This is a genomic window from Flavobacterium collinsii (assembly GCF_946903285.1).
Classification (GTDB): domain Bacteria; phylum Bacteroidota; class Bacteroidia; order Flavobacteriales; family Flavobacteriaceae; genus Flavobacterium; species Flavobacterium collinsii.
Genome location: NZ_OX336425.1, coordinates 4,678,351 through 4,702,749, shown reverse-complemented (window position 1 = coordinate 4,702,749; position 24,399 = coordinate 4,678,351). Strand labels below are relative to the sequence as shown.

The window sequence follows — 24,399 nt, the reverse complement described above, 5'->3', positions numbered from 1 at the left end:
ATGAAGAAGATTTACTTGTTAGTTTTTTTATTGGTTTGCAATTTCAGTTTTGGGCAGGCTCCAGAATTAGGCTCGTATGAAATTGTTTTTAATGGCTGGGCGATTAATGACGAACATCATAATTGTGGAGAAGCATTTGTTAGGCTTGAATTTAAGACACCTATTGATAATTACAAGGCGTTAAATATCTCTTATAATGATGACAGAGCTACTATAAGCTATACTAATGCAGCTACTAAAACGACATTTAAAGCTGATAAAGTCCCAGTCTCAATGTTTTTTTCGGCTTCAAGATATGATCGACAATCTTGTAGGGGAAATAGGCCTCATAATAGTGGAAGAATTTATAATTCGGATAATTTTCATTGTTTTGATTTTGATTTTGAATTTAAGCAATTTAAAAATGTAGAAAGTAAAGGAGATGGACTAGGACGATCTTCTTTTAATGTAAAAGTTCGTCCTATTCTTGTTATTGTTGATCCCGGAAAAAAAAATGATTTGCCTACAGATAAAAATATAACAATAGAATCAAATACTGGATTTTTGCCATCTGAGTATAACTGGCAGTATTCATTTGATTCTTCAGATTCAAATAGTTGGGTCGATATGACAAAATTTTTAGGTCAGTCCAGTTTTACAACTAATGCCAAAGAAATATTAGGCGAGAATGCCGGAGAATATCATGGAAGAACAATTTATTTGAGACAGAAAGCATGTAACGTCTCTTCTAATATTGTGAACTATACAGTCAGACAATCTGCTCCTGAGGTGGTTTCAATGAAAGAAGAAAAAACGAGATGTTTTGACACTAATGACGGTAAATTAATTATGAAATTCAATCGGCCATTTTTTGCCGGAGAAAAATTCACTTTTAGTATTAGATCGTTTGATGAAGAATATAAAATTTGGCAATCGGTTTTATGTTCTTCACAAGATGGCAGTCCAATAATTCTCGATCGGACAAATAGTTATGAGTTTCCATGTAATTTCTCAAAGGGAAAATATGGGATAGCATTTTACGGATCTATTAATGAATCAAATACCGCATCTCCACATACTGAAGATAATCCTTTCATATTTAATATAACCTCACCCACACCGATCGATTTTACTCTTATAAAGAAAAACGATATTAATTGTTTTGGTGGGTCCGATGGTGCAATTGATATTAAAGCTTCAGGAGGTGTTGATAATGGAATTTATCAATATTCGAAAGATGGTGGAGCTACTTGGATTACTTTTTTAAATGGAGATAAAACCACGATTAATAGCCTTTCTTTAGGACGCTGTCATGTAAAAGTGAGAAAATTAAAAGATTTACAAGATACGGTTGGTTGTATAGTGAAATTATCAAAAGATGTAGAAAAAGAATTGTATGAGGATATTAAACAGCCTTTAGGTCCGCTTCAATTGGTTAATATTAGCTCGACACACCCAACTTTTAATAAAGCGGAGAATGGACAAATAATAGCTTCTATTAGTGGTGGAACTCCGATTGATGGAAAATCTTATTTATACGAATGGAGAAATAGTAAAAACGAGCTTATTGATGCCGGCAAGTCATCCACACAGTTTGTAAATGGTGTTTTTGCGGTTACATTAAAAAATGTGGTTGCAGATACTTACAGGTTATTCATCACAGATGCGCGAAACTGTAAATTAGATTCTTCACTATCATCTTCTTTAACAGTAGTTTTGGATGATCCGGAACCGATTGAAATAAAATTAAAAATTCAACAGCAAATCTCCTGTAATTCTGCAAATTTAAATCCGATGGAAAATGGAAATAAAGCAGCAAATGGGATTTTGGAAGCCGTCGTAACAGGTGGAGTTAAGTTTACAGGATCTGCAAATGGTGGTTTGCCCTATAAATTTATTTGGTCAAAATACAATACAAAAAACAAATTATGGGAGGTATTGGAAGATTATACAAAAGGTATTGCACCGGAGCTTTCGGAAGGAAGCTACTCCTTAAATGTTGAAGATGCCAATAATGTAGTACAGGGAACTTATAACGCTGTCGGTTTAACAGAAGCAATTCCGACTAAAGAAACAATAGCAGAACCGGAAGTACTTAAATTATCATTTGATATTGGAAATGTTTCCTGTCACGGAGGTAATAATGGTTGGGCAACAGCAACAGTTGAAAATGGAACAGCTCCATATATTTACAAGTGGTTCAATGTCGATGGTGGAATTATTGAAGCTAATAAAATATCCAAATTAACTCATGGAGAGTATGCAGTCGAGATTACAGATGATAAAGGATGTTTTGTAACAGGTTTTGCTACAGTTACAGAACCTTCAAACCCTGTTGAAATAAAGTATTCAACCACTGATGTTCCCACTTTTGCAGGAGCTACCAATGGAAAAATTGTGGCACAGATCACGGGAGGTACAGCATTTGATCCGTTGTCAAACAAGGGTAAATTATATAACTATAAGTGGATGAACTCGGCAGGAGCTATATTATCGCCTACGACCGAAATTAAAGAAGGTGTTTATACCATTACTTTAAACAGCGTTCGGGCTGATGATTATTTTTTAACGATTGAAGATAGAAATTATGACAAAGATGCCAATCAAATTGTCAATTGCTCTGTAGTAGAATCAAAAGTAAAATTAACGGAACCTGATCCTTTAGAGGTTGTTTTTGAAATCGTTCGTACTATTTCTTGTAATGCAACTAATGAGTTTGGGGATGAAAAGGACATAACACCAAATGATGGTCAGCGTGATGAGTCGCAAGATGGTATTTTAAAAGCGCATGTTTCAGGAGGAATTTCGCTTGCATCAGATAAAAATAATGGATTACCGTATTATTTCTATTGGAAAAAACAACAAGAAGATGGTACCTGGATCACTTTGCCGCATATTAAAGGAGAAACTGCCTCTGAGCTTTCTCATGGGAGTTACGCCTTAAATATAAAAGATGGTAACGGAATCATGCTGGGGACTTATGTGAATAATGTTTTGGTGAAGGAGATTGATGCAACACAATTGATGCAGGAACCTCCAAAGTTAGCTGTAACAATTACCAAAGGCGACGTTTTTTGTAATGGAGGAAATGATGGCTGGGCGACGGCAAATGTTACAGGTGGGACACCACCGTATGAGTACAAATGGTCTAATGAAGTAGAAGTTGATAAAAATACCGTTTTAAAGGCAGGCGAATATTGGGTATTTATTACAGATGCAAAAGGATGTACTACACAGGAAAGTGTCATCATTATAGAGCCGAAGCTGCCTTTAGCAATAAAATATACTGAAGTTTTAGATCCGAGTTTTTACAAAGCAACAAACGGAAAAATTGTTGTAGAAGTTACCGGTGGAACCATCTTTTTAGACAATTCGTATTGGTTTGAATGGAAAAATAGTAAAGGAATTAAACAGACTTCAACAACTACACAATTTAACAATGGCATTTATACCATTTCATTAAACGGACTTCCGGAAGAGGTATATAGTTTGACCATTCGTGATGCTAATTATGATCCGGCAGTAAATAAAATTGGCTGTACGATGGTAAATTCGATTCAAAGCTTAGATGATCCGGAGCCACTTGAAGTTATTTTTGAGGTAGTTCGTACCATTTCTTGTAATGTGAGTAATGAATTCGGAAATGAAACCGATGCTGATCCGATAGACAATCAAAGAGATGAATCGCAGGATGGAGTTTTAACAGCACATGTTAAAGGGGGGATCCAATTAAAAGCAGATAAAAATAACGGACTTCCATATTTCTATACCTGGAAGAAAAAGCAAAACGACGGTTCCTGGAAAATATGGAATGATCAGAATGAAAGACTTGAAAATATTTCAGAAGGAACCTATGCCTTGAATGTCGAAGATGGAAAAGGAATAAAGTTAGGGACATATACCAATAATGTTTTGGTAAATGAAACTGATGCAGTTCAATATATGGCACAGCCCGAAAAACTGAATTTGACTTTTACAAAACACAATGCCAGCTGTAATAATGGAGACGATGGCTGGGCGGAAGCTCATGTTTCAGGCGGAACACAACCATATACCTATCAATGGAGTAATGGAGAAACAACAGCTAAAATAGAGAACATTACTACAAACAATTACTTTGTACTAATTTCTGATGCAAAAGGATGCCTGATTCAGGGAAGTATTTTTGTGGGCGACCCAAAAGGAATCCTGACGACAGAGACCGTAAAAAATCCAACTTGTTTTAAAGGCAATGATGGAGGAATACAAGTAAATGTTACAGGTGGAAATTTACCTTACAGCTATGTTTGGAATACAGGAGCGACTACCAAAGATTTAAATAATCTATCGGCAGGAAACTATGAAGTAACCATTACTTGCCCGGATTGCTGTATTTATAAAAAGAGATTTCTTTTAAAAGATCCAAATCCAGTTGTAGTCGATTTAGGAAAAGACAGAACCTTGTGCAACGATCAGGTTTTGGATTTGGATGCAACGATTGCAGATCAAAACGCCCAATACAGCTGGACATCAACAAATGGATTTACTTCAAACCAATCAAAAGTAAGTTTGACAAAGGCGGGAACTTATCGGGTAAAGGTAACATCTGCATTAGGTTGTATTGGAGAGGATGAAATCGTAATAAAAACAAGTCAGGTAGCTATTAGTTCTGAATTTTTACTGAGCTCACAGGCTTATTTAGACGAAGAAGTAATTTTGGTCAATACCAGTACTCCTTTTGGGGAGAGCACCAATTGGGTAATTCCGAAAGGAGTGAAAATTGTAGAGCAAAAAGAAAAATATATAACCTTGAAGTTTGACACAACAGGTCTTTATGCAATTGGCTTACAACAGACACAAGGAGAATGTTATGCAACATATACTAAAAACATTACTGTCGAGCAACGGAGCACTTTGCCAAATGCTGGTTCGACGTCGCAGTTCATGATCGATTTTGTCATAACTCCAAATCCGAGTAATGGTAATTTTAAAGCCTTTGTGACTTTAGAAAATGATAGTGCCATAAGCTTAAGGTTATTTTCGACATCAGGACAAAAGATGATGATTCAGAAAAAAGAGTCCGGGAAAAAGAAGTATGAAATTAATTTTGATACAACGTTAGGATCGGGCATGTATGTTTTAGTACTGGAAACAGGACAGCAGACATTGGTTAAAAAAATTATTATCTATTAAAAAATGAAACACCTTTTTCACACCCTATCCTTATCTGTGTTGTTGCTGTTTGTGAATGCAACAGGACATGCTCAATTGTTTCCGGTTCAGATGACTCCGGTTTTCAACAGTCCGTATAGTGTTAAAATATCCGACTATGCAACTAGTATGGATACTAAAATGCGATTGCTTATCAATCCTATGGACATTACCATCTCGCAGCGACAGGTGCGTTTGAAACTGTACATTCAAGGCAACGGACTCAACATACAAAGCAGTGATTACATACAAGGGCAACGTCCTGTTTTTATAAACGGCGGAGAATTACAAACCCTTACCAATACCGATATCTCAGCTCTTTTCAGGTTAGAGAACCTGCAGGGAATTTCTACTATACAGTATGCCAATGGTTTGCCCGAGGGGATGTACAACTTTTGTTTTGAATTATACGATTTTGTAACCAACCAGAGAATTTCACAAAAAAGCTGCACCAGTTTGTATCTGATTTTAAATGATCCTCCGTTATTGAATACACCCCGACGTAACGAACAAATTGCTTCAACCGAATTTCCAAATATTCTCTTTACCTGGACACCACGTCAGAGGAATGCCACTAACATATCGTATAAATTTGAGTTAAAACAGCTTTTTGACCCCACATTAGACCCGCAGTTTGGATTTCAGATGTCACCCATTTTGTATGAAGAGACATTATTTGGAACTGCATTGCTTTATAATTTAAGCATGCCAATCCTGACTCCCGGTATGCGTTATGCCTGGCGCGTACGTGCTATTTCAACAACTGGACTATCAGAAAATGCGGTTTTTAAAAACGACGGCTACAGTGAGATTTATTCGTTTAAGTATACTGCTGCCTGTGCTGCTCCAACCTTTCTGTTAAGCGAAGCTCAGGGACCAAAAAGTGTCAAAATCACCTGGGAAGGAATACCGGAACATACGCGTTATCAGCTACAATATAAAAAACAGGATGTTCGAAACGCGCAATGGTTCTCGAGCAATAGTTTAAATACCCAAAGTTTAATTACCAATCTGGAGCCTGGAGTTAGCTATCAGTTTCGAGTGGGTTCGAGCTGTGATCCGGCAAGCGATGGAGTTCAGTCGTTTACCTATTCAGGGATTAGTACTTTTACCACACCTACCGTAACCAATGGGGTTCCAGCCTATAATTGTGGTATTGTACCTCAAATTAATATTCAGAATCATAAACCGCTTACCAATTTAATTCAAAGCGAAACCTTTAAAGCAGGTGATTTTCCGGTAACGATTTTAGAGTTACAAGGTCAAAATAGTCCCTATTCAGGACGTGGCTATATCATTGTACCCTATTTGGGTGATACTAAAATTGCAGTCGAATTTAAAAATATCGTAATTAATACCGATTATCAACTGATCAGCGGTGTGGTGGAGACGAGTTATAATCCGGAGGAAAAAAATGTTACTAATGTGGAAGATTTTACCGGTGAAGGTAAAGGCGGACAGATTGAAGAAACGGTTCCGTTTGAGATTGATAAAATGGTTATCGATCCTAATGGTAACATTATAGTCAAAGGTAAATACGGGGAACAAGTAACGATACCTGGAGGAAAAGATACCGTAATTACTGATGGAAAGGGAAATATTTATAATGTAGACAAAAACGGAAACGGAAGTAACGAACCCGCAGAACCCGCAGCGGGAGGTAAACCAACTCCCGGTAATACTGATGGTGTAGATAAAAGTGGTCAGGCAACCGCATTTACTGCCAAAGGTATATCGATCGCTTTTTCGGGTGATGGCAGTAAATATGCTTTTGATGTAATGCCAAAAAATGCTCCTGCCGCTTTACAAAAGTTATACAAACAGGTTGGCAATGTCGCTTTACCTTATAAAGCAGTTTTAAACGGAGATTCAGATACCCTTTTAGGTACAGTTACGATTACAGATACCAATATAAAATTGGACAGTATTGTTTTCAAAACCCAAAATGGAGCAAAAATCAACTTTAAAAGAAATGATAAAGTATTTGTATTAACGGTAAAAGGAAACCTCAGTTATGCCGAAGAGCAAATTTTAGCTACCGTAAAGCAAGAAGGTAAATGGAAGGTGATAGGAGCTTTTATGCTCGTGCATATTTCACCAAAAGAGGTGAATGTAGCATTGGTGCCTACAGATGATATTTCTAAAACTAAACTCGATGGGATTATTTCAAATACTCAGGCGATTTATGATAAAGTTGGAGTAAAAATTAATTTTAAAAAGGAGAGTTTATTAAATATTGAAAGTGTTGTTTCAGGAAACACGATCCAATCGGAGAAAAATACATTAACATCAACTTATAGCAGCGTTCAGCAAGACATAAATGCCCTGTACAAGGGGAATGGGAGTAGCTATGTACTGTTTATAACCAATAAAGCTTCAAGTACAGGAGGACAGGAAGGCTACATGCGTTTAAACGGGCAATTTGGGTATGTGTTTAAAGAAGGATCATCAAAAACTTCTGCACACGAATTAGGTCATGGAATCTTTAAATTAGAACACCCTTTTGAAGTATATAAAACATCACCATCAAGTACTGATTTATTGATGGATTACAGTTCAGGGACAGTCCTGAATCATCAGGATTGGAAACAAATTAATGATCCTGCGTTTAAGTTGTACGCATTTCAGAGTCAAGGTAGTGGACAATCAATATTTTCATTATTGGACGAGCTCTCTAGATATGATAGAATTGAATACTCAGATAATGAAATTGATTTGGAATCTTATTTTAATAAAGGAAAAGTTGACATATTTGGAGGCGGTGATCGTATAGTTGTAAAAGACAAAATAGGAAAAGTTTTAGAAACCTATGCTTCTCCAAATTATGATTTTTCCAATTGGCAGAAAATAAAAAAACGCTTTTGGAATTTTGTATTAGAGAAATCTAATGCAAGCTGGGAATGGGATGAAACATATTCTACTTACACGTTAGGAAATGAAAAGAAAAATAATAATTGGTATGGAGCTATAGGTACTCTCACAATGAATATCAAAGAGAAAAAGATTTATTTCAATTTTGATAATTTTGTTCTAAATATGATGGGAAGTATTTATATAGGGCCAAACAATCCCAAGAAAAAGGATGGATCTGATGACGATGATTACAGTAGAGAACCTCAAGATCTGGTAGATGCAGCAGCAAGAGCACATGATTTAGGATATGATAAGGTTGGAGCAACTGGAGCTACAGGAGCAACGATTAATAAAGATGCTTTGCAGGCTGATATACAGCTTGTTAGATGTGCTAATAAAGTGGTAGATATGTATACTAAAAAGGAGATTGATCCTTTTACCAAAAAAACAATTTCTAAAGAAACACTTGAGAGAGCTAAGAAAGTTGCCATCTTATTTACAGTATTATGCAAAAGTAAAGCAATAGATAAAATTGAATCGATTGATAAGCAAAGAGCTACAGCCCTTATGATCGATATATTAGTGACAAATATAAATTTAACAATTAATGATGTCATTAATCCAGTGGATGGACAAGGAAAAAAAATAAAAAAATATTAAATTATGAAAGTTATCAAATGGTCGATTGTTTTAGGTGTTTTACTATGTAGTATAATTATTTTGTACTGGATTGGTTTTGCTTTTCTCTATTCTTATGGTGCTGGATCTGGTGGAACTGGAAAAATTAAAAATTATAAATTTAAAGCACATGCTAAAATCAGTATAAATGAATTTAGAAAAAATTTTGAAGGACAAAACATTATTATATATGATACTATTGTTAAAAGCAGTGCTTTTGACAGAGAAAATGTAATAATTTATTTAGAGAAAGAAAAGATGAGATATATAATAAGTTTTCCAAGTGAGGATGGTGATTTTTCTAGTTTTATGTTGATTAAAATTAATGGTCAGATAAATGATGATTTTGGCTGGTTTTCATTGGATAAATATAGAAAAGTAAAATTATTTGAAGATGATATTATTGAACCATTATCAAAAAAATATGAGAGGATAGAAGAATAATTTCCCCACGCTCCCGCACGAATCCTTTCGTGTGGCAGTATGTATGTCAAGGCCTAGTCTCGTTATAAAGGTTTACAATATTAAAAATGAGTAGAAACTATAAATTTCGTAATTCTGAGAGTGCAAGTAGAAACGTACCACACGAAAGGATTCGTGCGGTAGCGGGGAAACTTAATTTAGGTAATTTTAATTACAGAGGAGGAGTAATGGCACAATGGATACTTCAGCATCAATACGGTTACAAACCTTTTGATGATTATTTAACATATATTGTAAAAATGAAAAAAACATGGGAGAAATAAAAAAAATATTTAAACATTTTTGGTTCTCAGAAATTCCATTCTTAATGGCAATTATTTATTTAGGAATATCTATGAAAGAGATGGGAGAACTTTTTTTTGTATTTGTAGGTATATATATTGTCCAACTTACAATTTATAATTTAATCTTAACAATATTGTTTTATTTTTTTAATAAAATAATTTCAAAAAAAATCTCACTTATTTTTATAGTTTTATTTTCTAGCGTTTTAATATATCTGTTTTTAAAGAAAAATTACTTTGAGGGACTTTCAATTGATTATTATAATTATCATAAAAAGTATCAGATTGTTTTTCTTATAACTCATATAAGTGATGTAATAATTTGGTTATGCTTAATATTAAATCAGCTGTTAGTGAAGTTTTATTATGTGATTTGGCAGAAAATGAAAAAAGTATGGAAAAGAGAAAAAAGACGATTAATCATCCTGTTTTAACGACCCCCAGGCTCCCGCACGAATCCTTTCGTGTGACAGTATGTATGTCAAGGACTAGTCTAGTTATAAAGGTTTAAAATATTAAAAATGAGTAGAAACTATAAATTTCGTAATTCTGAGAGTGCAAGTAGAAACGTACCATACGAAAGGATTCGTGCGGTAGCGGGGGTGTTGCAGATTGCATTACCTGAGGATCTGAGATTACTTCAACTTGAATCGCCTAGTAGAAGAGCAATTTATGAATTAGAAGTAGCTTTTAAAGTTTCTGCTAACGATTTTACTCATTTAAGTAAAATTGAAATGAATCTTGATGATGCACATCAACTAGTTAAAGAAGTTTACGGCATAGATTTACCTAAAAATATTGGTAATAATGCTCCGGGTAATTCAGCAGAGGAAATCACAAGAACTATGACACATTCTACTCTTGAACAATCTTACGAGTTCTATAAAAAAGCGACTAAATATAATATTAAAAAATAAATTTTATCTATGGCCATTTTTTCAAAAATACAATTGGATTGTGAAGAGATAATTTCTAAGTCTTTTTTCCCTATTTTACCACTTATTCAGATACCTGATTGGGAACAAACGAAGAAATATTATAGCTTGAATCCTCAACATAAATTAAATTCTTTAGTATTAAGTGATAATCAAATCATAAGTGATTGTAGAACCCTATGTACGGATATATTATGTAATACAAAATTTGATGTTTTATTTTCACATCATGAAGTAGAAAATTATGCTAATACGGATGCAGTTTTAGAATACGTATCTGTAAATAGAAGTTATGAAGTTGAGTTATTACCGAAAGGATACTCAGGTCTTTGCATTATAAATTTCCCTAATGGAAAACCTGAATTACTTAAAAAGCTAAGACCAGAAAATGAACATACTGATTTAACTAAATATGATAAATTATATTTAACACAAAGCGCCGTGCTAGAAAGAATTTTAAATGAAATAAAAAATCATGATTTAGAAATCTAAATACTAAAAAAAATATACTTTGAATTTATTTTTATCTCACTTCTGTGAAGTCTCCTGACTGGATATGCAAATAAAATATACAGTGTAAGTTAAGAGATAAGAAATGTTTTTTCGACTAGAAATAAAATAAAACGTTCTTTGAAATATTTAAAAAATAAACAGCCCCACGCTCCCGCACGAATCCTTTCGTGTGGCAGTATGTATGTCAAGGCCTAGTCTCGTTATAAAGGTTTACAATATTAAAAATGAGTAGAAACTATAAATTTCGTAATTCTGAGAGTGCAAGTAGAAACGTACCACACGAAAGGATTCGTGCGGTAGCGGGGCTTTCGTAATAAAAATTAAATAAAAAATGAATGTTTTCTTTCAAATAGGTTTTTTGATATTTCTAATTTATTTAGCATATAAATCTAATTTCTTATTATTGTTTAATTACATAATAGGGTTTCTGCTTATTTTGTTTTTTACAAATATATACTTTGAAGGAGAGGTTAGAACTAAATCAGAAATAATAGTGTTTCTGATTAATCTATTAATCTATTCGGTTATATTTTGTTCTTCTGTACTTATTTATTTTGATAAAGAAAATAAGAAAAAAAACTTTATTATTATTCCTGTTTTTACTTATTGCGCTTGGATATTGGTAGAAATTATGATATTTAAGTTTGAAGATTCATTTTTCTGTATTTTTTTACCAATAGCTCTTGCTTTCTTTCCATTATATATTGTAAAATATTATCGAAAATATATCAAAGAAGAATAGAAATTTTATAGTGCAATTGTTTTTGATTTATGTATAGTTGGTCATACTGTTTTTTATATTTCCCAGGCTCCCGCACGAATCCTTTCGTGTGGCAGTATGTATATCAAGGCCTAGTCTCGTTATAAAGGTTTAAAATATTAAAAACGAGTAGAAACTATAATTTTCGTAATTCTGAGAGTGTAAGTAGAACGTACCACACGAAAGGATTCGTGCGGGAGCGGGGAGAACTCAAAAAAATATTTAATTGAACAAGGAATTCCTTCTGATAAGATTGAAGTTGGAAAAACTGATAGGTTAGTGGTAAAAACATATGCGACTGCAAGTTCAGTAAAAGTATCTTCAACAACAGAAGCCTATATAATTACTATTAAACAATAAAAATATGCTAAATTACATTTTGCAGATCTGCGTACTAATTTTTTTAATTTATATCGGTCACAGACTAGGATATATTTTTATCCCCAATTTGATAATCGGTATTGTGTCTTTAATGATTTTAACGAATTTATCCTTCGAAGGAACAACTAGGTCTATAGCTGAGGTTCCTATTTTTATTTTCAATTTATTTTTGTATGTTATTTTGTTTTTTTCATCGCTATTTATTTATTCAGACAATAATAATGAAAAGAAACATTATTTTATTAGACCAATTATTTTATTCGGAATTATTATAGTTTGTGAATTATTCACTTTAAAATTCGATAGGGCATTTGCCTGTATATTTTTCCCAATATCTTTGGCATTTTTCCCACTATATGGTTTAAAATATTACAAGAAATATTAATGATAAATTTTATAAATATTTGATCGTCTTAATATAAAAGTATCATTGGAGTTTTGTTTTTACTCTGTATTAGATCGGTGTTTTACTCAGATGGAAGAATACTTGCAACAGTAGATGGAGTGTTAATATCGGATTATTTTCAATTAAGTAAAGATATTGTTGCTAATACAAAGAAATATTTAATGGAACAACAGATTTCTGAAAATAATATTGTAGTGGAAGAAATTAAAGGAGTGGAAAGGAAAATAAATTCTAACGGGGTATTTGAGGTCGAGGTATTTAAGATTACAATTAATTAAAAAAGTATGAAATTAGAGATCGTATTATTGTTGTCGATGATTGTTATAATGGCATTAATATTTTTTGTTTTTATTAAATTCAAATTGTATGGAGCGATTAATTATATAGTTGGATCTATATTAATTGTCATTTTATGTAAAATAGATTTATCTGGAGGATTTCATAGTAAAGAAGAGGTTATAATTTATTTTGGGGAACTTATTTGCTTTACTATTCTATATTGCAGTTCATATCTAAGATCTTTTTTTTCAGCCGACTATAAAAGGAAGTATTATTTTTTATTTCCCGTAATGTTTTATTTACTGATTCTTTTATTTATTAGTTTAATAGAGAGTAATTCTGTTTTTTTATTTAAGGTAGCTAAAAATTTATTTTTAGCTTATTTTCCATTATCTCTCTTATTGTTTTATAAAAGAAATAGATATGATAAATAATATAGACTAAGAAGCTACGTTAATTATTCAGATACATTTGGAGTTTCAGAAAGTGATTACCCAAGCTCCCGCACGAATCCTTTCGTGTGGCAGTATGTATGTCAAGGCCTAGTCTCGTTATAAAGGTTTACAATATTAAAAATGAGTAGAAACTATAAATTTCGTAATTCTGAGAGTGCAAGTAGAAACGTACCACACGAAAGGATTCGTGCGGGAGCGTGGGATTAAGAAGAAAATAGTTTGATAGTCAAAGTGAAGAATAAAATCTTTTAAAATAGTATAAACCAACTTAGATATTATTGTAAGCTTTATCACTCCCATAGTTAAGCTTACAATTTTAAACATACCAACAATACCACACTTTACAATTGAAGAATAACCTAGCCATTTGAACAAATTGGCTAGGTTATATTATGATTAAAATTAATTAATAAAAGGTATTTACATGTTAAAATTTATTTTTTAACCCTATTAATAGTATTTTTTAATGCAATACGATGAAGGTAGAAAGATCAAAATTGACTTAGGAGGTTTTGTTGACATGCAAAACAATCAACAAATTTTACAAAAAAATGAAAAAAAGTTTTATAAAATAAATAGATAAATGAAATGAGAAAACAAATTATGACAATCGCGTTGGTTTTGATAAGTGTAGTAAACCATGCTCAGAATTTTAAAGTAAAGGGAAGTAAAATAGTAATTGATGATCAGGCAATTGCCTTGATAGATAATAAGAAAGCACTTTATACTATCAGTAGTTTAGACAAAACTCATAAAATGACCGTTGAAGTCAAGCAGGTGGTTTATGATAATGGTGCATTTGATTATTGGTATGAAATCACAGATGCAGCAACCAATAAAAAAACGGAAATTCCTTATGTAAAATCACCAAATGGATCCTCGTTTGGATATGAAAAAAATCTGGTTGCCAATCTTATTGAGTCTCCACGTCCTTTATTATCTGCGCAAGGAATTAATGAAAGCTTATTAAAAGAGATGACAGATACAGGTACGACCAAGATTTCTGAAGAGTTGGAATTAAAAAAGAGAAAAATTACAGAAGATTACAACAATGCCATAGCATTATATAATAAGGATAAAATAGCTATTGACGGAGTTGGAAATATTTTAAAGAACAATGTTTTGGTAGGGAAAATTTCCAGACGATCTACCAAAGACCAGATAGAATCTACTCATGTTGATTATACAGTTTTTGATTTTAATAACATAAAAGTTGGTGAGTACTATCAACAAGGTGGTTTAAATCCTAATAATAATTCTTATTTAATACAAGAATTGCTGACTATTGATAGAAAGGTATTTAAAATAAAATTAGTTGGATATTCAGCTGCATTTCCCCTTAGTAAGGATCAAAATGCAGTAAACATTGTGGCAACGTTACTTTATAATGGATATGAGTTGGGAGAACAAATGAAAGGAATAATCCAGGAACAAAGAATGGAAGATGCCCAACAAACTGGTAAAGCGCTCGATGAAGCCAAAAGTAATTCAAAGAACATTTATGATGTATCTGGTTATTTGATTGATGAAAAAGGACAAAAAAGAGAAGGTACTCTTAATGCCTTATTTGAAGACGTAACTATTAATAAAAATAGCAGCAATGGTATAACAGATATTACCACTTATGGTAAAACAGTAACTCTTACTTACACAAATGAAAAGGGAAAAAGCAAAAACGAATCTTTTAAGTCAAAAAATGGAATCCGTTTTTGTTTAAATTCCGGAGAGTGCTATTTAGGATTAAAAACGATAGGGAATACAATGGCTACTGCTGGAAGCTTAAATTCTTTAAGCTTTGATTTTTCAAGTTTTTATAAAATTTTGTATGAGAAAGATGGTTACATGGTTTTGGTAGATCCAGTTTTGTCATCTGATTTTATTATAAAAATTCCAACACAAGAAAAGGGCTTGTACACAAACAAATCAAGCAACGATAAATTGAAGAAAAATGTCATCGAATATCTAAAATGTGATTCATTCGTGTTTGAAAACTATAATTTTAAAACACTTGAAGGATTGATAAAAGTGTTAGGAGATTATGAAAATAACTGCAGTAAATAATTTCTCAAAATAATGTTTTGTACCTAATTGATAATATGAGTACAGGAGCATCTTCAGCTTTTGTTAGTTCTAATATTAGTAAACTTGAATATGTAAATAATGAATGGAAAGTATCAACTTTAATTTCGACTACAAATGTAGTTGCCTATTATCGTGACATCGCATTTGGTTCTAAGAATGATTTATATGTATTAGTTAGCGGATAAGGCATCTATAAAGTAAATCTTCTGGATAATACTTTGTCACTTTTCAAAGACGGAGAATTTAAAGTAGGGAAAGGTGATACTCATTTTTCGTTAGATTATAAAGATATTAGAATGATGAAGATTAAAGGAAACGATTTGTATTTAGAAATACGTTTGTATTTAATTAAAATATCTGACTTCCAATCCAAATTTGCTGTAACAGCAAAATAAAAAAATAAAAAAACCACTACAATCTAAGTATTGTAGTGGTTTCAAAATTGTAATCATGAAAAAAACTATATTCTTATTTTTATTTACAGTAATTACTTCGTGTTATAAGGAAACCTCAATGATAGTTGATGGTGATTTTACGACATCGTATGTAAACGCAGATGAATCAGCACCAGTTATCGTTAAAATAGATAGCAAAGTTACAGGTGCAGATACCTACGAATGGGCATTTGAAGGCGGAAGCCCGAGTAGCTCAAACTTGAAAAATCCGGGAGAGGTTTTATATGAAAAGCAAGGCACTTATACCATAAAGTTGAAAGCTGCGAATATAGACGGTGAGAGTAAAGAAATTAGCAAAACGGTTGTGATTAAAGAAGGAATCCATATTGACTTTACACATGAAATTGTAAAAAGCGATTATTCACCGGTAGAAGTTATTTTAACTAATAATACTGCAGGTGAGGGACTTACTTATGTATGGAATTTTGAGGATGGAATACCTGCAAATTTCACAGGAAAAACACCTCCCAATGCAGTATTTACTACTCCGGGTGATCACACAATTACTCTAACCGTTTCTAATGGCTTTGAAACAGAAAAAGTAATAAAAAATATCACAGTTGCTCCGTTTTTAGTGAGCCTGTTTTCGTATGAACCAAATTTTGAAGACGATGATTATGAGGCTCCGGTAACGATTAATTTTAGCAACAAATCGGTTAGTGCGACGAGTTATAAATGGAGTTTCGAAGGGGGAAATCCCGCAACATCAACAGAAGAGAATCCAACAGTTGTGTTTAGTGGAGTAGGAAGTCACGAACTAACATTAGAAGCTTCAAACGATAAAACAAGCCAGATTTTTAAAACAACAATTACGGTGTTGCCGGATACTAATTTGCGTACTCTGACCAATATTAAATTGGGAATAAATACAGCACACAATGGGAATAATATCGGTGCTATGTTTTCAACTGTAACGAGGCAGGTTTATAAAGCAAATGAAATTAACGATCAGAACAGCAGTTTAATAGATGTAGTTTTTCAGGGGTTGAATGGTAATTTCGGCTATAATAAATTTATATCGCCCAATCAGGTAAACAATTATGGTTTTTCGGCACTCAAAAATGAACAAAATACCATTTTTGTAAATTCTCAGAATTTGTGTAATTGTGGTTTGAATTTTAACGAAGCGCAATTTGACGCTATGGTAAATGATAGCCCAATAAAGTTCTTAAATATAAATTATAGTGCGGCAGGAGCTCAGGACTTTGGTTTTATGCATCCAGGAATTGTTTTGTTTAAAACACAAAATGGAAGAAAAGGGGCTATAAAAATTAAAGATATGGTAAAGAACGGAGCAGGTTCTTATATCCTGTGTGACATCAAAGTACAAAAAGAATAATCAATAAATGAAGAGATTAAATAAGAGAATCTTATTTGGGTTATGTATTGTTTTTGTTTGTTGTATTTGCAAAAAGGGATATGCTCAGGATGTTGATTTAGAGAATTTTTATAAGCCAAATTTTAAAGTTACCGGTAATGTTAATGCCAATATGATGTATTATAAATCTAATATGGCAAATCAGCGTGAGCCTTTTACCTACTTGCTTTCGGGAAACCTGAATATTAGCGCATTTAATTTTAGTGTTCCATTATTTTATAGTATTACCAATCAAGGAAATAACTTAGGGTATACAGCTCCATTTGATTTTAACAGATTGAGCATTATGCCCAAATACAAATGGGTGAAAGCCTATATAGGTAACGCCGGTATGACATTTTCACCCTATACGTTAAGCGGTTTTCCGTTTAAAGGAATTGGCTTAGAACTTACGCCGCAAAGTCCGTTTAAAATATCTTTAATGGGAGGACAGTTACTCAAAGCAGTTTCAGAGCAAGATGCTTCAGGAGGAATTCCCGTATATCAACGTTTTGGATACGGAGCAAAAATAGATTTTGAACAGAAAAAGTATAAAATAGGCTGGATTGGTTTTTATGCCAAAGACGATGTTAATTCCTTGAACTTAAGGAATGATAAAGGAGTTACACCAAAAGAAAACTTTGTAAACAGTTTGATTTTTAATACTTCTTTGATGAGAAATTTAAATTTTAATGTAGAGTATGCTTTGTCTGTTTTAACAGATGATGTTAGAAGTAATACAATATCAGGTGGAAGTTTTAGAGATAAGTTATTTTCCGGTAAAGAAAGTACAAGCTTTATGAACGCATTAAATGTCAATTTTGATTACAATATTCAAAAGAGTATTGTCGGTTTAACATATGAGCGGATTGATCCAAACTACAATACTTTAGGAGCACTGTATTTTAATAATGACTTAGAAAATATTGCCTTGCGTTTTTCGCGTCCTTTTTACCAGGATAGAATTACGGTATCGAGCAGTTTAGGCTATCAAAGAGATGATTTGGCTAAAGCTAAAAAACAGGACACGAAACGGGTTGTAGGGGCAATTAATATGAATTTCAGAGTAACGGATGAATTGAATGTTATGGGGAGTTATTCTAATTTTTCAACACATACTAATAAAAAACTGGATCAGTTTGAACTTATTAATAACCCTAATCTAGTTCAGTCTGATACTTTAGATTACAGACAGCTATCACAGAATGCCAATGTAAATATGTCCTATGTTTTTGGAAGAAAAAAGAATCAAAACTTAAATTTTAATTATAGCATTGCCGGTCAGGCCAATGAGCAAGGTGGAATAATACGAAAAGGACAGGCAAGTACTGTTCAGAATTATAATTTGGCGCACTCGATTAATTTGATAGGAGTTAAAGTAGCTTTAAACAGTTCAATTAACTACACCAGCAATGAAGTAGTAAGAAATAATAATTCGTCAGTTGGAGGAGCTGTTGGAGCGTCAAAAAAAATGCTTAAAGACAAGTTGAATACTAATTTGGGATTTCTTTATAATAATTCTCAGAGTAATGCGAATTCGAGTTCTGTTTTTGGAGTTAAGTTCAATAACAGTTGTGCACTCCTCGAAAAGCATAATTTTAAAATGAGTATTATTTCAATGTTTAGAAACAGCTCTACTGCTAAGGGATTTAACGATTTAACGGCAACTTTAAATTACTCTTATTTATTGGATAAGATTAAATTACCGGCAAAGAAGGAATCCAAAGAAGAAGCTAAAATTGCTACGAATTCTATTTTAAAAGTGAAGTATAAAGGAAAGACTTACGAAGGAACCAGAAATGAAATTTTCAAACAGCTTGAAAATCTGCAATTAGCATTACGACCAATACCTAGGGAGGATTTAGAGGATTTAAAACATTTACTGACTCTTACTATCCTAACTGCTGACGATGAGAGTTTTAAAGAAAAGACACTGAATTACTTAGAAGTCCACGATTTAAACAACAACATCTTAGACCGATATAATAGGTTCATTCTTGAAACCGTGAAAAGTCTTAAGGAAGAAATGATTCGAAAAGATGAAGGGTTTGAAAATGATTATGTCATGGCTTTGGCAAGAGTGAATAAACATAAAATGCATGGTTTAAACGAACAGGATGTTACAAACAGAATAAGTTATAATTCTTATTTAAAACTGGTAGAACGGAAAAATAAAAAATTGCAGCCCTTAGTAGTACATCGGTGGATAATAAATGAGATTTCAATTCTGGCTAATGTCTCGGCAGATGAAATTCATCAAAATGAAAATCTTTCCAATTTTAATAAAAATGAATTGGGTTACTTCTTTAAAATGATGAAACAGAAGAAAACAGATGGAGAAATAATTGAAGAATTAAAAATCAAATTAATTCCTTTTTATCACAATTTAGCTCTTAAATATGTTAAAGATAATGAGGTTGAATTTAGATATTTAAAGAATAACTAAAGAATTATAACAAGAAGTTACTATGCTTTATTTTAAAATAGAAGAAGGAGGTTTGCTAATGAAAAGGTTTTACAGAATACAATTATCGTTATTATTGATTATGCTTTCGGTTGTTTTTTCTTACGGGCAGGAAATTGCAGCTGTGCAGCAAGTTGGTACGGCATCGAGTTCAATCGAGAAGATTGAAGCGTCTGATCGTTGGGTTGATAAATTCTCGAATCAGGATTTGGTTGAGTTGCCAATCGGAATTCGTAATACAGTAAACAATGTTCAATACTCGATTGGAATTACAAAAGCAGTTTTTTCAGCAGAATATACAACACTTACCGTTTTTTGTAGGATTGATATTCCGCAAAAAGATAAAAACGGGCAACCAATGCAATTGTTTTTTGGTGCCGATAATGTAAAATTATCGCATCAGGGGGGAATTATGGGAGAAGCCAAATTAGTATTGTTGGGCAATGTTGATATTCCGTTTAGCGATAATAAATGGCAGGTTTCTTTATATGGTGGTTTTGATATGGCTACCGGTAATGTCAATGACCTAACTTACGTAACTATTGATTGTAATGGGTTTAAAGAAATGAAAATTTCGGGAGCTGTTGAGTTTTCAAGGAACTTGATATTGCCTATTGATCCCGCAACCAATACAGTTGACGAAGCCTTATTAACCGTTCCAAAAACGTATTACAATGGGAAAACGGTTCAGATTCCTAATCGTGTCAGGGGAGAGTTTAGTTTTATGGCAAGCAGTTGGAATGACATTTTAGTGAATGTAAGCTTGCAACCCTTTGTTTTAAAAGATAAACGAAATGGAAAAGATTTTGAGGGTAATTTTCAGTTTTTAGTAAATAATGCGGTCCTGGATCTAAGCGACTTAAAAAATGACCCAATAACTACCTTTCCGGAATATTATATAAAAAATGCACTTTTAGCCCCTAGTCAGGAAGCATGGAAGGGAGTTTTTATCCAGACTTTTGATGTTGGTTTACCTAAGGAATTTCAAACTACAGATACAGCATCAAGTAAAGAGAGACTTTTTGTAGGAGCCCGTAACCTTATTATTGACAAATTCGGGGTTTCGGGAACTTTTTACGCCGATAACGTTTTTCCGTTGGATAGAGGTATTACCAGTCAGGAAAAATCATGGGCCTATTCTTTAGATCATATTGATGTTACTATTGCAGCTAATACTTTTGTAAAAGCAAATCTAAGCGGAGAAATCTTACTGCCAATTACTAAATCGACAGCGACAACTGCAACAAATTCTAAGCAGGCCCAAACGAATAGAAAGGGGTTATTTTACAATGGATTTATATCCATGAGTGAGCAGCAGTTAGTTGTTGTTACTAAAGACTCCTTATCTTTTGATATCTGGAAAGCTAAAGCCTTATTGCTGCCTAATAGTTCTGTTGAGTTAAAATTGGTCAATGGAAGGTTTTTACCCAAAGCTAATTTAAACGGAACCGTTTCTATTGGAACAAATAAGAGTGCTTCAGATGACAAGGATATTGAGGGGAAACGTACTGTCGATTTTAAAGGAATTTCTTTTGAGAATTTGCAATTGCAGACCGTTTCTCCATTTATTTCTGTTCGAAATATGGGGTATAAGGGTATGGTATCCTTTGGTAATTTCCCCGTTTCGATAGGCAATATAAATGTGATGATTAATGGAGATGATTCCCGAATCGATTTTGATTTAGGGATTAATTTGATGGATGCTGTTGGAGCAGGGGCCACGGCTCGTATTGGGATAAAAGGCAAAATGTACAATGATGGTTATCGACAAAGAAGCCGTTACGACGGACTGGATTTATCGGCAATCAATATTGATTGTCAATTTAGCGGACTGACGATTAAAGGTGGTCTTATCTTAATGGAAAAAGACCCTGTTTATGGAGACGGATTTAATGCAGATTTAGAAGTCGATGTTGCTAAAGTTGTAAATGTAAAAGCGAAGGCTATTTTTGGACGTACTACTTTTAGGTATTGGTATTTTGATGCTGCAGTAAAATTTCCTCCAACACCAGGTACCCCCTTTATGATTACTGGTTTTGGTGGAGGTGCTTATTATAAAATGCGACGTAATTCTGATATCTCCATTGCAGATTTCTCCCCGTCAGGACTAAGTTATACTCCCGATGAAAAAATAAGTTTAGGAGTAAAAGCATTAATTTATTTTCACTTTGGCTCAGAAACGATTTGTGATGGTGAAGCCGGATTTGAAATGGCTTTTAACTCAAAAGGAGGGGTAAATAGATTGGCCATTTTTGGAAAAGCAAATGTTATGGCAGAAATACCAGGAATGAAAAAAATTAATGATCTGATTGGAAAAGTAGCAAAGGATGCCAATGCAAAAACAAGTTTCTTAGGTGTTAGCGAATCTGACTTAAAAGGTTCTTTTGCCAGTAAGTATATACCGGAGGCAAATAAAGCAGTTCCCGGACCATTATCTGCTGACGTTGGTATCCGAATGGCAGCGGCAGTAGAATTTGATTTTCAGAACAATTCGATGCATGCTACTACGGATGTATATATTAATACACCGGGAAACTTTCTTTCCGGAACCGGTCCTGAAGGAAGAGCAGTTTGGGGAGTTTTTCATAAAGATCCTAAAGACTGGTATATGTACATGGGAACACCAAAACTAAGATGTGGTATAAAAATTGGCGTAGCCGGTGTGTTCTTAAAAACCACAAGTTATTTTATGGCTGGTACATTGCTTCCGGAAAGCCCGGCACCACCACCGGAGGTTGCGAGCATTTTAGGTGTGGACGCCAGAGAATTAGATTACATGCGTAACGAGAATGAACTTGCAAATGGAGGAGGTTTGGCCTTTGGAGCGAGTTTAGATTTTGATACAGGAGATTTAAGTTTTCTTCTCTTTTATGCTCGTTTTCAGGCAGGAATGGGGTTTGATATTATGCTGAAAGATTATCAGGAAGCCAGATGTTCTAACACAGGAAAGACTGTGGGAATAAACGGTTGGTATGCTAACGGACAATCTTATGCTTTTCTTCAGGGGGAGCTTGGAATTAGAGTTAAATTATCGTTTTTGAGATTTAAAGTCCCAATTATTTCAGGAGCGGCTGCCGTTTTATTACAGGCAAAATTACCAAACCCCGTTTGGATGCGTGGATATGTAGGCGGAAACATGAATGTTCTAGGAGGATTAATTAAAGGTAAATTCCGTTTCAAGCTTGAGATCGGACAAGAGTGTCGGTTTGAAAATGCATCGCCGCTTGGTGGACTTAAGCTTATAACTGATGTGACACCAAAACAGAATTCAGCAGATGTTGATGTTTTTGCCGTACCGCAAGCTGCCTTTTCAATGAAGGTTAATGAAGCCTTTGTAATTCCTGAGGATACGGGAGATGTAACCTACAAAATAATCTTAGAGCGATTCAAGGTTTTTGATGGTACAAAAGAGATTCCGGGTACTTTCGAATGGAGTTTTATGAAAGACAAAGTTAATTTTGTTTCAACAGATATCTTACCTCCGAATAAACAGCTTAAAGTTCAGGTTGAGGTTAGTTTTCAAAAGATGGTAGGGGGAGTTTTTCAGCCTATAAAAATAGATGGTAAAGTAGCGACTGAATTAGAGGAAAGACTCTTTACGACGGGAGGTGCACCAAATCACATTCCTTTGCATAATATAAAGTATTCGTATCCTGTGGTAAATCAAAAATACTTCCTGGAAGAAGAATATCCCAAAGGATACATCCAGTTGAAAAGAGGGCAGGATTATTTGTTTGAAGATGCCAGCTGGGAAACCAGTATTAAATTAGATCAGGACGGAACTTCTAATTCAAAGACTGCTGCATTTAGCTACAATACCAATTCAAATGAAGTGTATTATGATTTACCTAATATCGATCAGGAAAAGAGGTATAATTTTTCGATAGTGAGTACTTTAAAACAAGCATCGTCAAGAAATGCTACAGTTTCAGCCAAAACAAACACGATTGATGATGAGGGGAACGATATAAAAGTAAGGGAAAATCAGGCCGACGCATTGTCTAAAGCTGAAGGAAGTATTGAGCGTTTATCTTATTCATTCCATACAAGTAAATACAAAAATTTTACTTCTAAAATGAATTCCATAAGTACTGAAAGTTATAATTTTGGCGTGTTGACTTCAGATATTATTTATTTAACCAATACGATTTCAAGTAAGGAAGCATTTGATATTGTTGATCTTCAAGGTGTAAATTATAGTGATAATAAACCAATGATAAGTGCACAATCAAAACTTAACGATGAGTATTATGCGATTGATGTTTATCCTTATTTATACAAAGATTATCCTTTAAATGGCAGTTATTCTATAAGTAAAAGAGATACGAATGAATTAGGAGTGATTCCTGCTAAAGCAATACCACTAAGTGCCGCATATATAACTTATATAAGAAATGATACAAACCAATCGTGGACAAGAGATAATTTTCCCTATAAATACAATATGCCATTACTTTATAAAGAGGATTGGATTGATTTAAAGAATCAGATTGTTAATGCTTATAATAATGGTGATACTAGTGTTGAGTTAATAGCAAAACGTTTTATAAAAGCTAATTTTTTGTGTATGCGATACGGGAATTATGAAATAGTAATGAAGTATAATTTACCGGGAGATAAACAGTCTAAAGAGTTTACTTATAAGTATAGAAATAATAATAAATTTTGATAGTTACATATTCATTATCCATAAGGTTTAGTTCATTTTTTTTTTTTAACTAAAGCCCCCTTTAAACTAAACAACCGACCAGGACATGTTTAACATGTTTCGTCTTGGAATAAGTTAATACTAGATTGACTTAATAAGAAAGAGTTCGAAAATAAGTAATTCCTTTTTGATAAAAA

The 24,399-nt window shown here is 33.3% G+C and carries 12 protein-coding genes; all 12 read left to right on the top strand.

Translation table 11 applies throughout. The annotated features are described in order from the left end of the window. The 12 genes from OGZ34_RS19025 (at nucleotide 1) to OGZ34_RS18970 (ending at nucleotide 24,223) form a co-directional block, all read left to right on the top strand. Nucleotides 1–5,151 (top strand): T9SS type A sorting domain-containing protein, encoded by a 5,151-nt coding sequence (locus OGZ34_RS19025; protein ID WP_263361367.1) that lies wholly within the window; start codon nucleotides 1–3, stop codon nucleotides 5,149–5,151. A 3-nt stretch (nucleotides 5,152–5,154) separates the two neighbouring features. Continuing rightward, the gene (locus tag OGZ34_RS19020; protein WP_263361366.1) at nucleotides 5,155–8,682 is read left to right on the top strand and encodes a fibronectin type III domain-containing protein; all 3,528 of its coding nucleotides are present in this window, start codon (nucleotides 5,155–5,157) and stop codon (nucleotides 8,680–8,682) included. A gap of 3 nt (nucleotides 8,683–8,685) precedes the next feature. After that, a complete protein-coding gene (locus OGZ34_RS19015) occupies nucleotides 8,686–9,144 on the top strand; it encodes a hypothetical protein (RefSeq protein ID WP_263361365.1) in 459 nt (152 codons plus the stop codon). An 86-nt stretch (nucleotides 9,145–9,230) separates the two neighbouring features. Further along, the gene (locus OGZ34_RS19010) at nucleotides 9,231–9,446 is read left to right on the top strand and encodes a hypothetical protein (protein WP_263361364.1); all 216 of its coding nucleotides are present in this window, start codon (nucleotides 9,231–9,233) and stop codon (nucleotides 9,444–9,446) included. Next, a complete protein-coding gene (locus tag OGZ34_RS19005) occupies nucleotides 9,434–9,901 on the top strand; it encodes a hypothetical protein (protein WP_173968527.1) in 468 nt (155 codons plus the stop codon). Before OGZ34_RS19010 ends, OGZ34_RS19005 begins: the two co-directional genes overlap by 13 nt. Before the next feature lie 87 nt (nucleotides 9,902–9,988). Further along, entirely contained in the window at nucleotides 9,989–10,384 is a 396-nt protein-coding gene (locus tag OGZ34_RS19000; protein ID WP_263361363.1) for a hypothetical protein, read from the top strand. 9 nt (nucleotides 10,385–10,393) lie between these two features. Beyond that, nucleotides 10,394–10,894: a hypothetical protein gene (locus OGZ34_RS18995; protein WP_173968199.1), complete on the top strand. Its 501-nt coding sequence runs from the start codon at nucleotides 10,394–10,396 to the stop codon at nucleotides 10,892–10,894. 2,890 nt (nucleotides 10,895–13,784) lie between these two features. Beyond that, entirely contained in the window at nucleotides 13,785–15,257 is a 1,473-nt protein-coding gene (locus OGZ34_RS18990) for a hypothetical protein (protein ID WP_263361362.1), read from the top strand. Between the two features lie 35 nt (nucleotides 15,258–15,292). Then, nucleotides 15,293–15,463 carry a hypothetical protein gene (locus OGZ34_RS18985; RefSeq protein ID WP_263361361.1) on the top strand — a complete coding sequence of 57 codons (171 nt, stop codon included), beginning with the start codon at nucleotides 15,293–15,295 and terminating at the stop codon, nucleotides 15,461–15,463. 265 nt (nucleotides 15,464–15,728) lie between these two features. Continuing rightward, nucleotides 15,729–17,072 carry a PKD domain-containing protein gene (locus OGZ34_RS18980; RefSeq protein WP_263361360.1) on the top strand — a complete coding sequence of 448 codons (1,344 nt, stop codon included), beginning with the start codon at nucleotides 15,729–15,731 and terminating at the stop codon, nucleotides 17,070–17,072. Between the two features lie 7 nt (nucleotides 17,073–17,079). Next, the gene (locus OGZ34_RS18975; protein WP_263361359.1) at nucleotides 17,080–19,536 is read left to right on the top strand and encodes a hypothetical protein; all 2,457 of its coding nucleotides are present in this window, start codon (nucleotides 17,080–17,082) and stop codon (nucleotides 19,534–19,536) included. A 22-nt stretch (nucleotides 19,537–19,558) separates the two neighbouring features. Further along, nucleotides 19,559–24,223, top strand: a complete 4,665-nt coding sequence (locus tag OGZ34_RS18970; protein ID WP_263361358.1) for a hypothetical protein — start codon at nucleotides 19,559–19,561, stop codon at nucleotides 24,221–24,223. Nucleotides 24,224–24,399 lie beyond the last annotated feature (176 nt).

Coding starts and splice junctions, on each gene's coding strand:
- OGZ34_RS19025 (WP_263361367.1), top strand. CDS start 1: ATGAAGAAGATTTACTTGTTAGTTTTTTTATTGGTTTGCAATTTCAGT.
- OGZ34_RS19020 (WP_263361366.1), top strand. CDS start 5,155: ATGAAACACCTTTTTCACACCCTATCCTTATCTGTGTTGTTGCTGTTT.
- OGZ34_RS19015 (WP_263361365.1), top strand. CDS start 8,686: ATGAAAGTTATCAAATGGTCGATTGTTTTAGGTGTTTTACTATGTAGT.
- OGZ34_RS19010 (WP_263361364.1), top strand. CDS start 9,231: ATGAGTAGAAACTATAAATTTCGTAATTCTGAGAGTGCAAGTAGAAAC.
- OGZ34_RS19005 (WP_173968527.1), top strand. CDS start 9,434: ATGGGAGAAATAAAAAAAATATTTAAACATTTTTGGTTCTCAGAAATT.
- OGZ34_RS19000 (WP_263361363.1), top strand. CDS start 9,989: ATGAGTAGAAACTATAAATTTCGTAATTCTGAGAGTGCAAGTAGAAAC.
- OGZ34_RS18995 (WP_173968199.1), top strand. CDS start 10,394: ATGGCCATTTTTTCAAAAATACAATTGGATTGTGAAGAGATAATTTCT.
- OGZ34_RS18990 (WP_263361362.1), top strand. CDS start 13,785: ATGAGAAAACAAATTATGACAATCGCGTTGGTTTTGATAAGTGTAGTA.
- OGZ34_RS18985 (WP_263361361.1), top strand. CDS start 15,293: ATGAGTACAGGAGCATCTTCAGCTTTTGTTAGTTCTAATATTAGTAAA.
- OGZ34_RS18980 (WP_263361360.1), top strand. CDS start 15,729: ATGAAAAAAACTATATTCTTATTTTTATTTACAGTAATTACTTCGTGT.
- OGZ34_RS18975 (WP_263361359.1), top strand. CDS start 17,080: ATGAAGAGATTAAATAAGAGAATCTTATTTGGGTTATGTATTGTTTTT.
- OGZ34_RS18970 (WP_263361358.1), top strand. CDS start 19,559: ATGCTTTATTTTAAAATAGAAGAAGGAGGTTTGCTAATGAAAAGGTTT.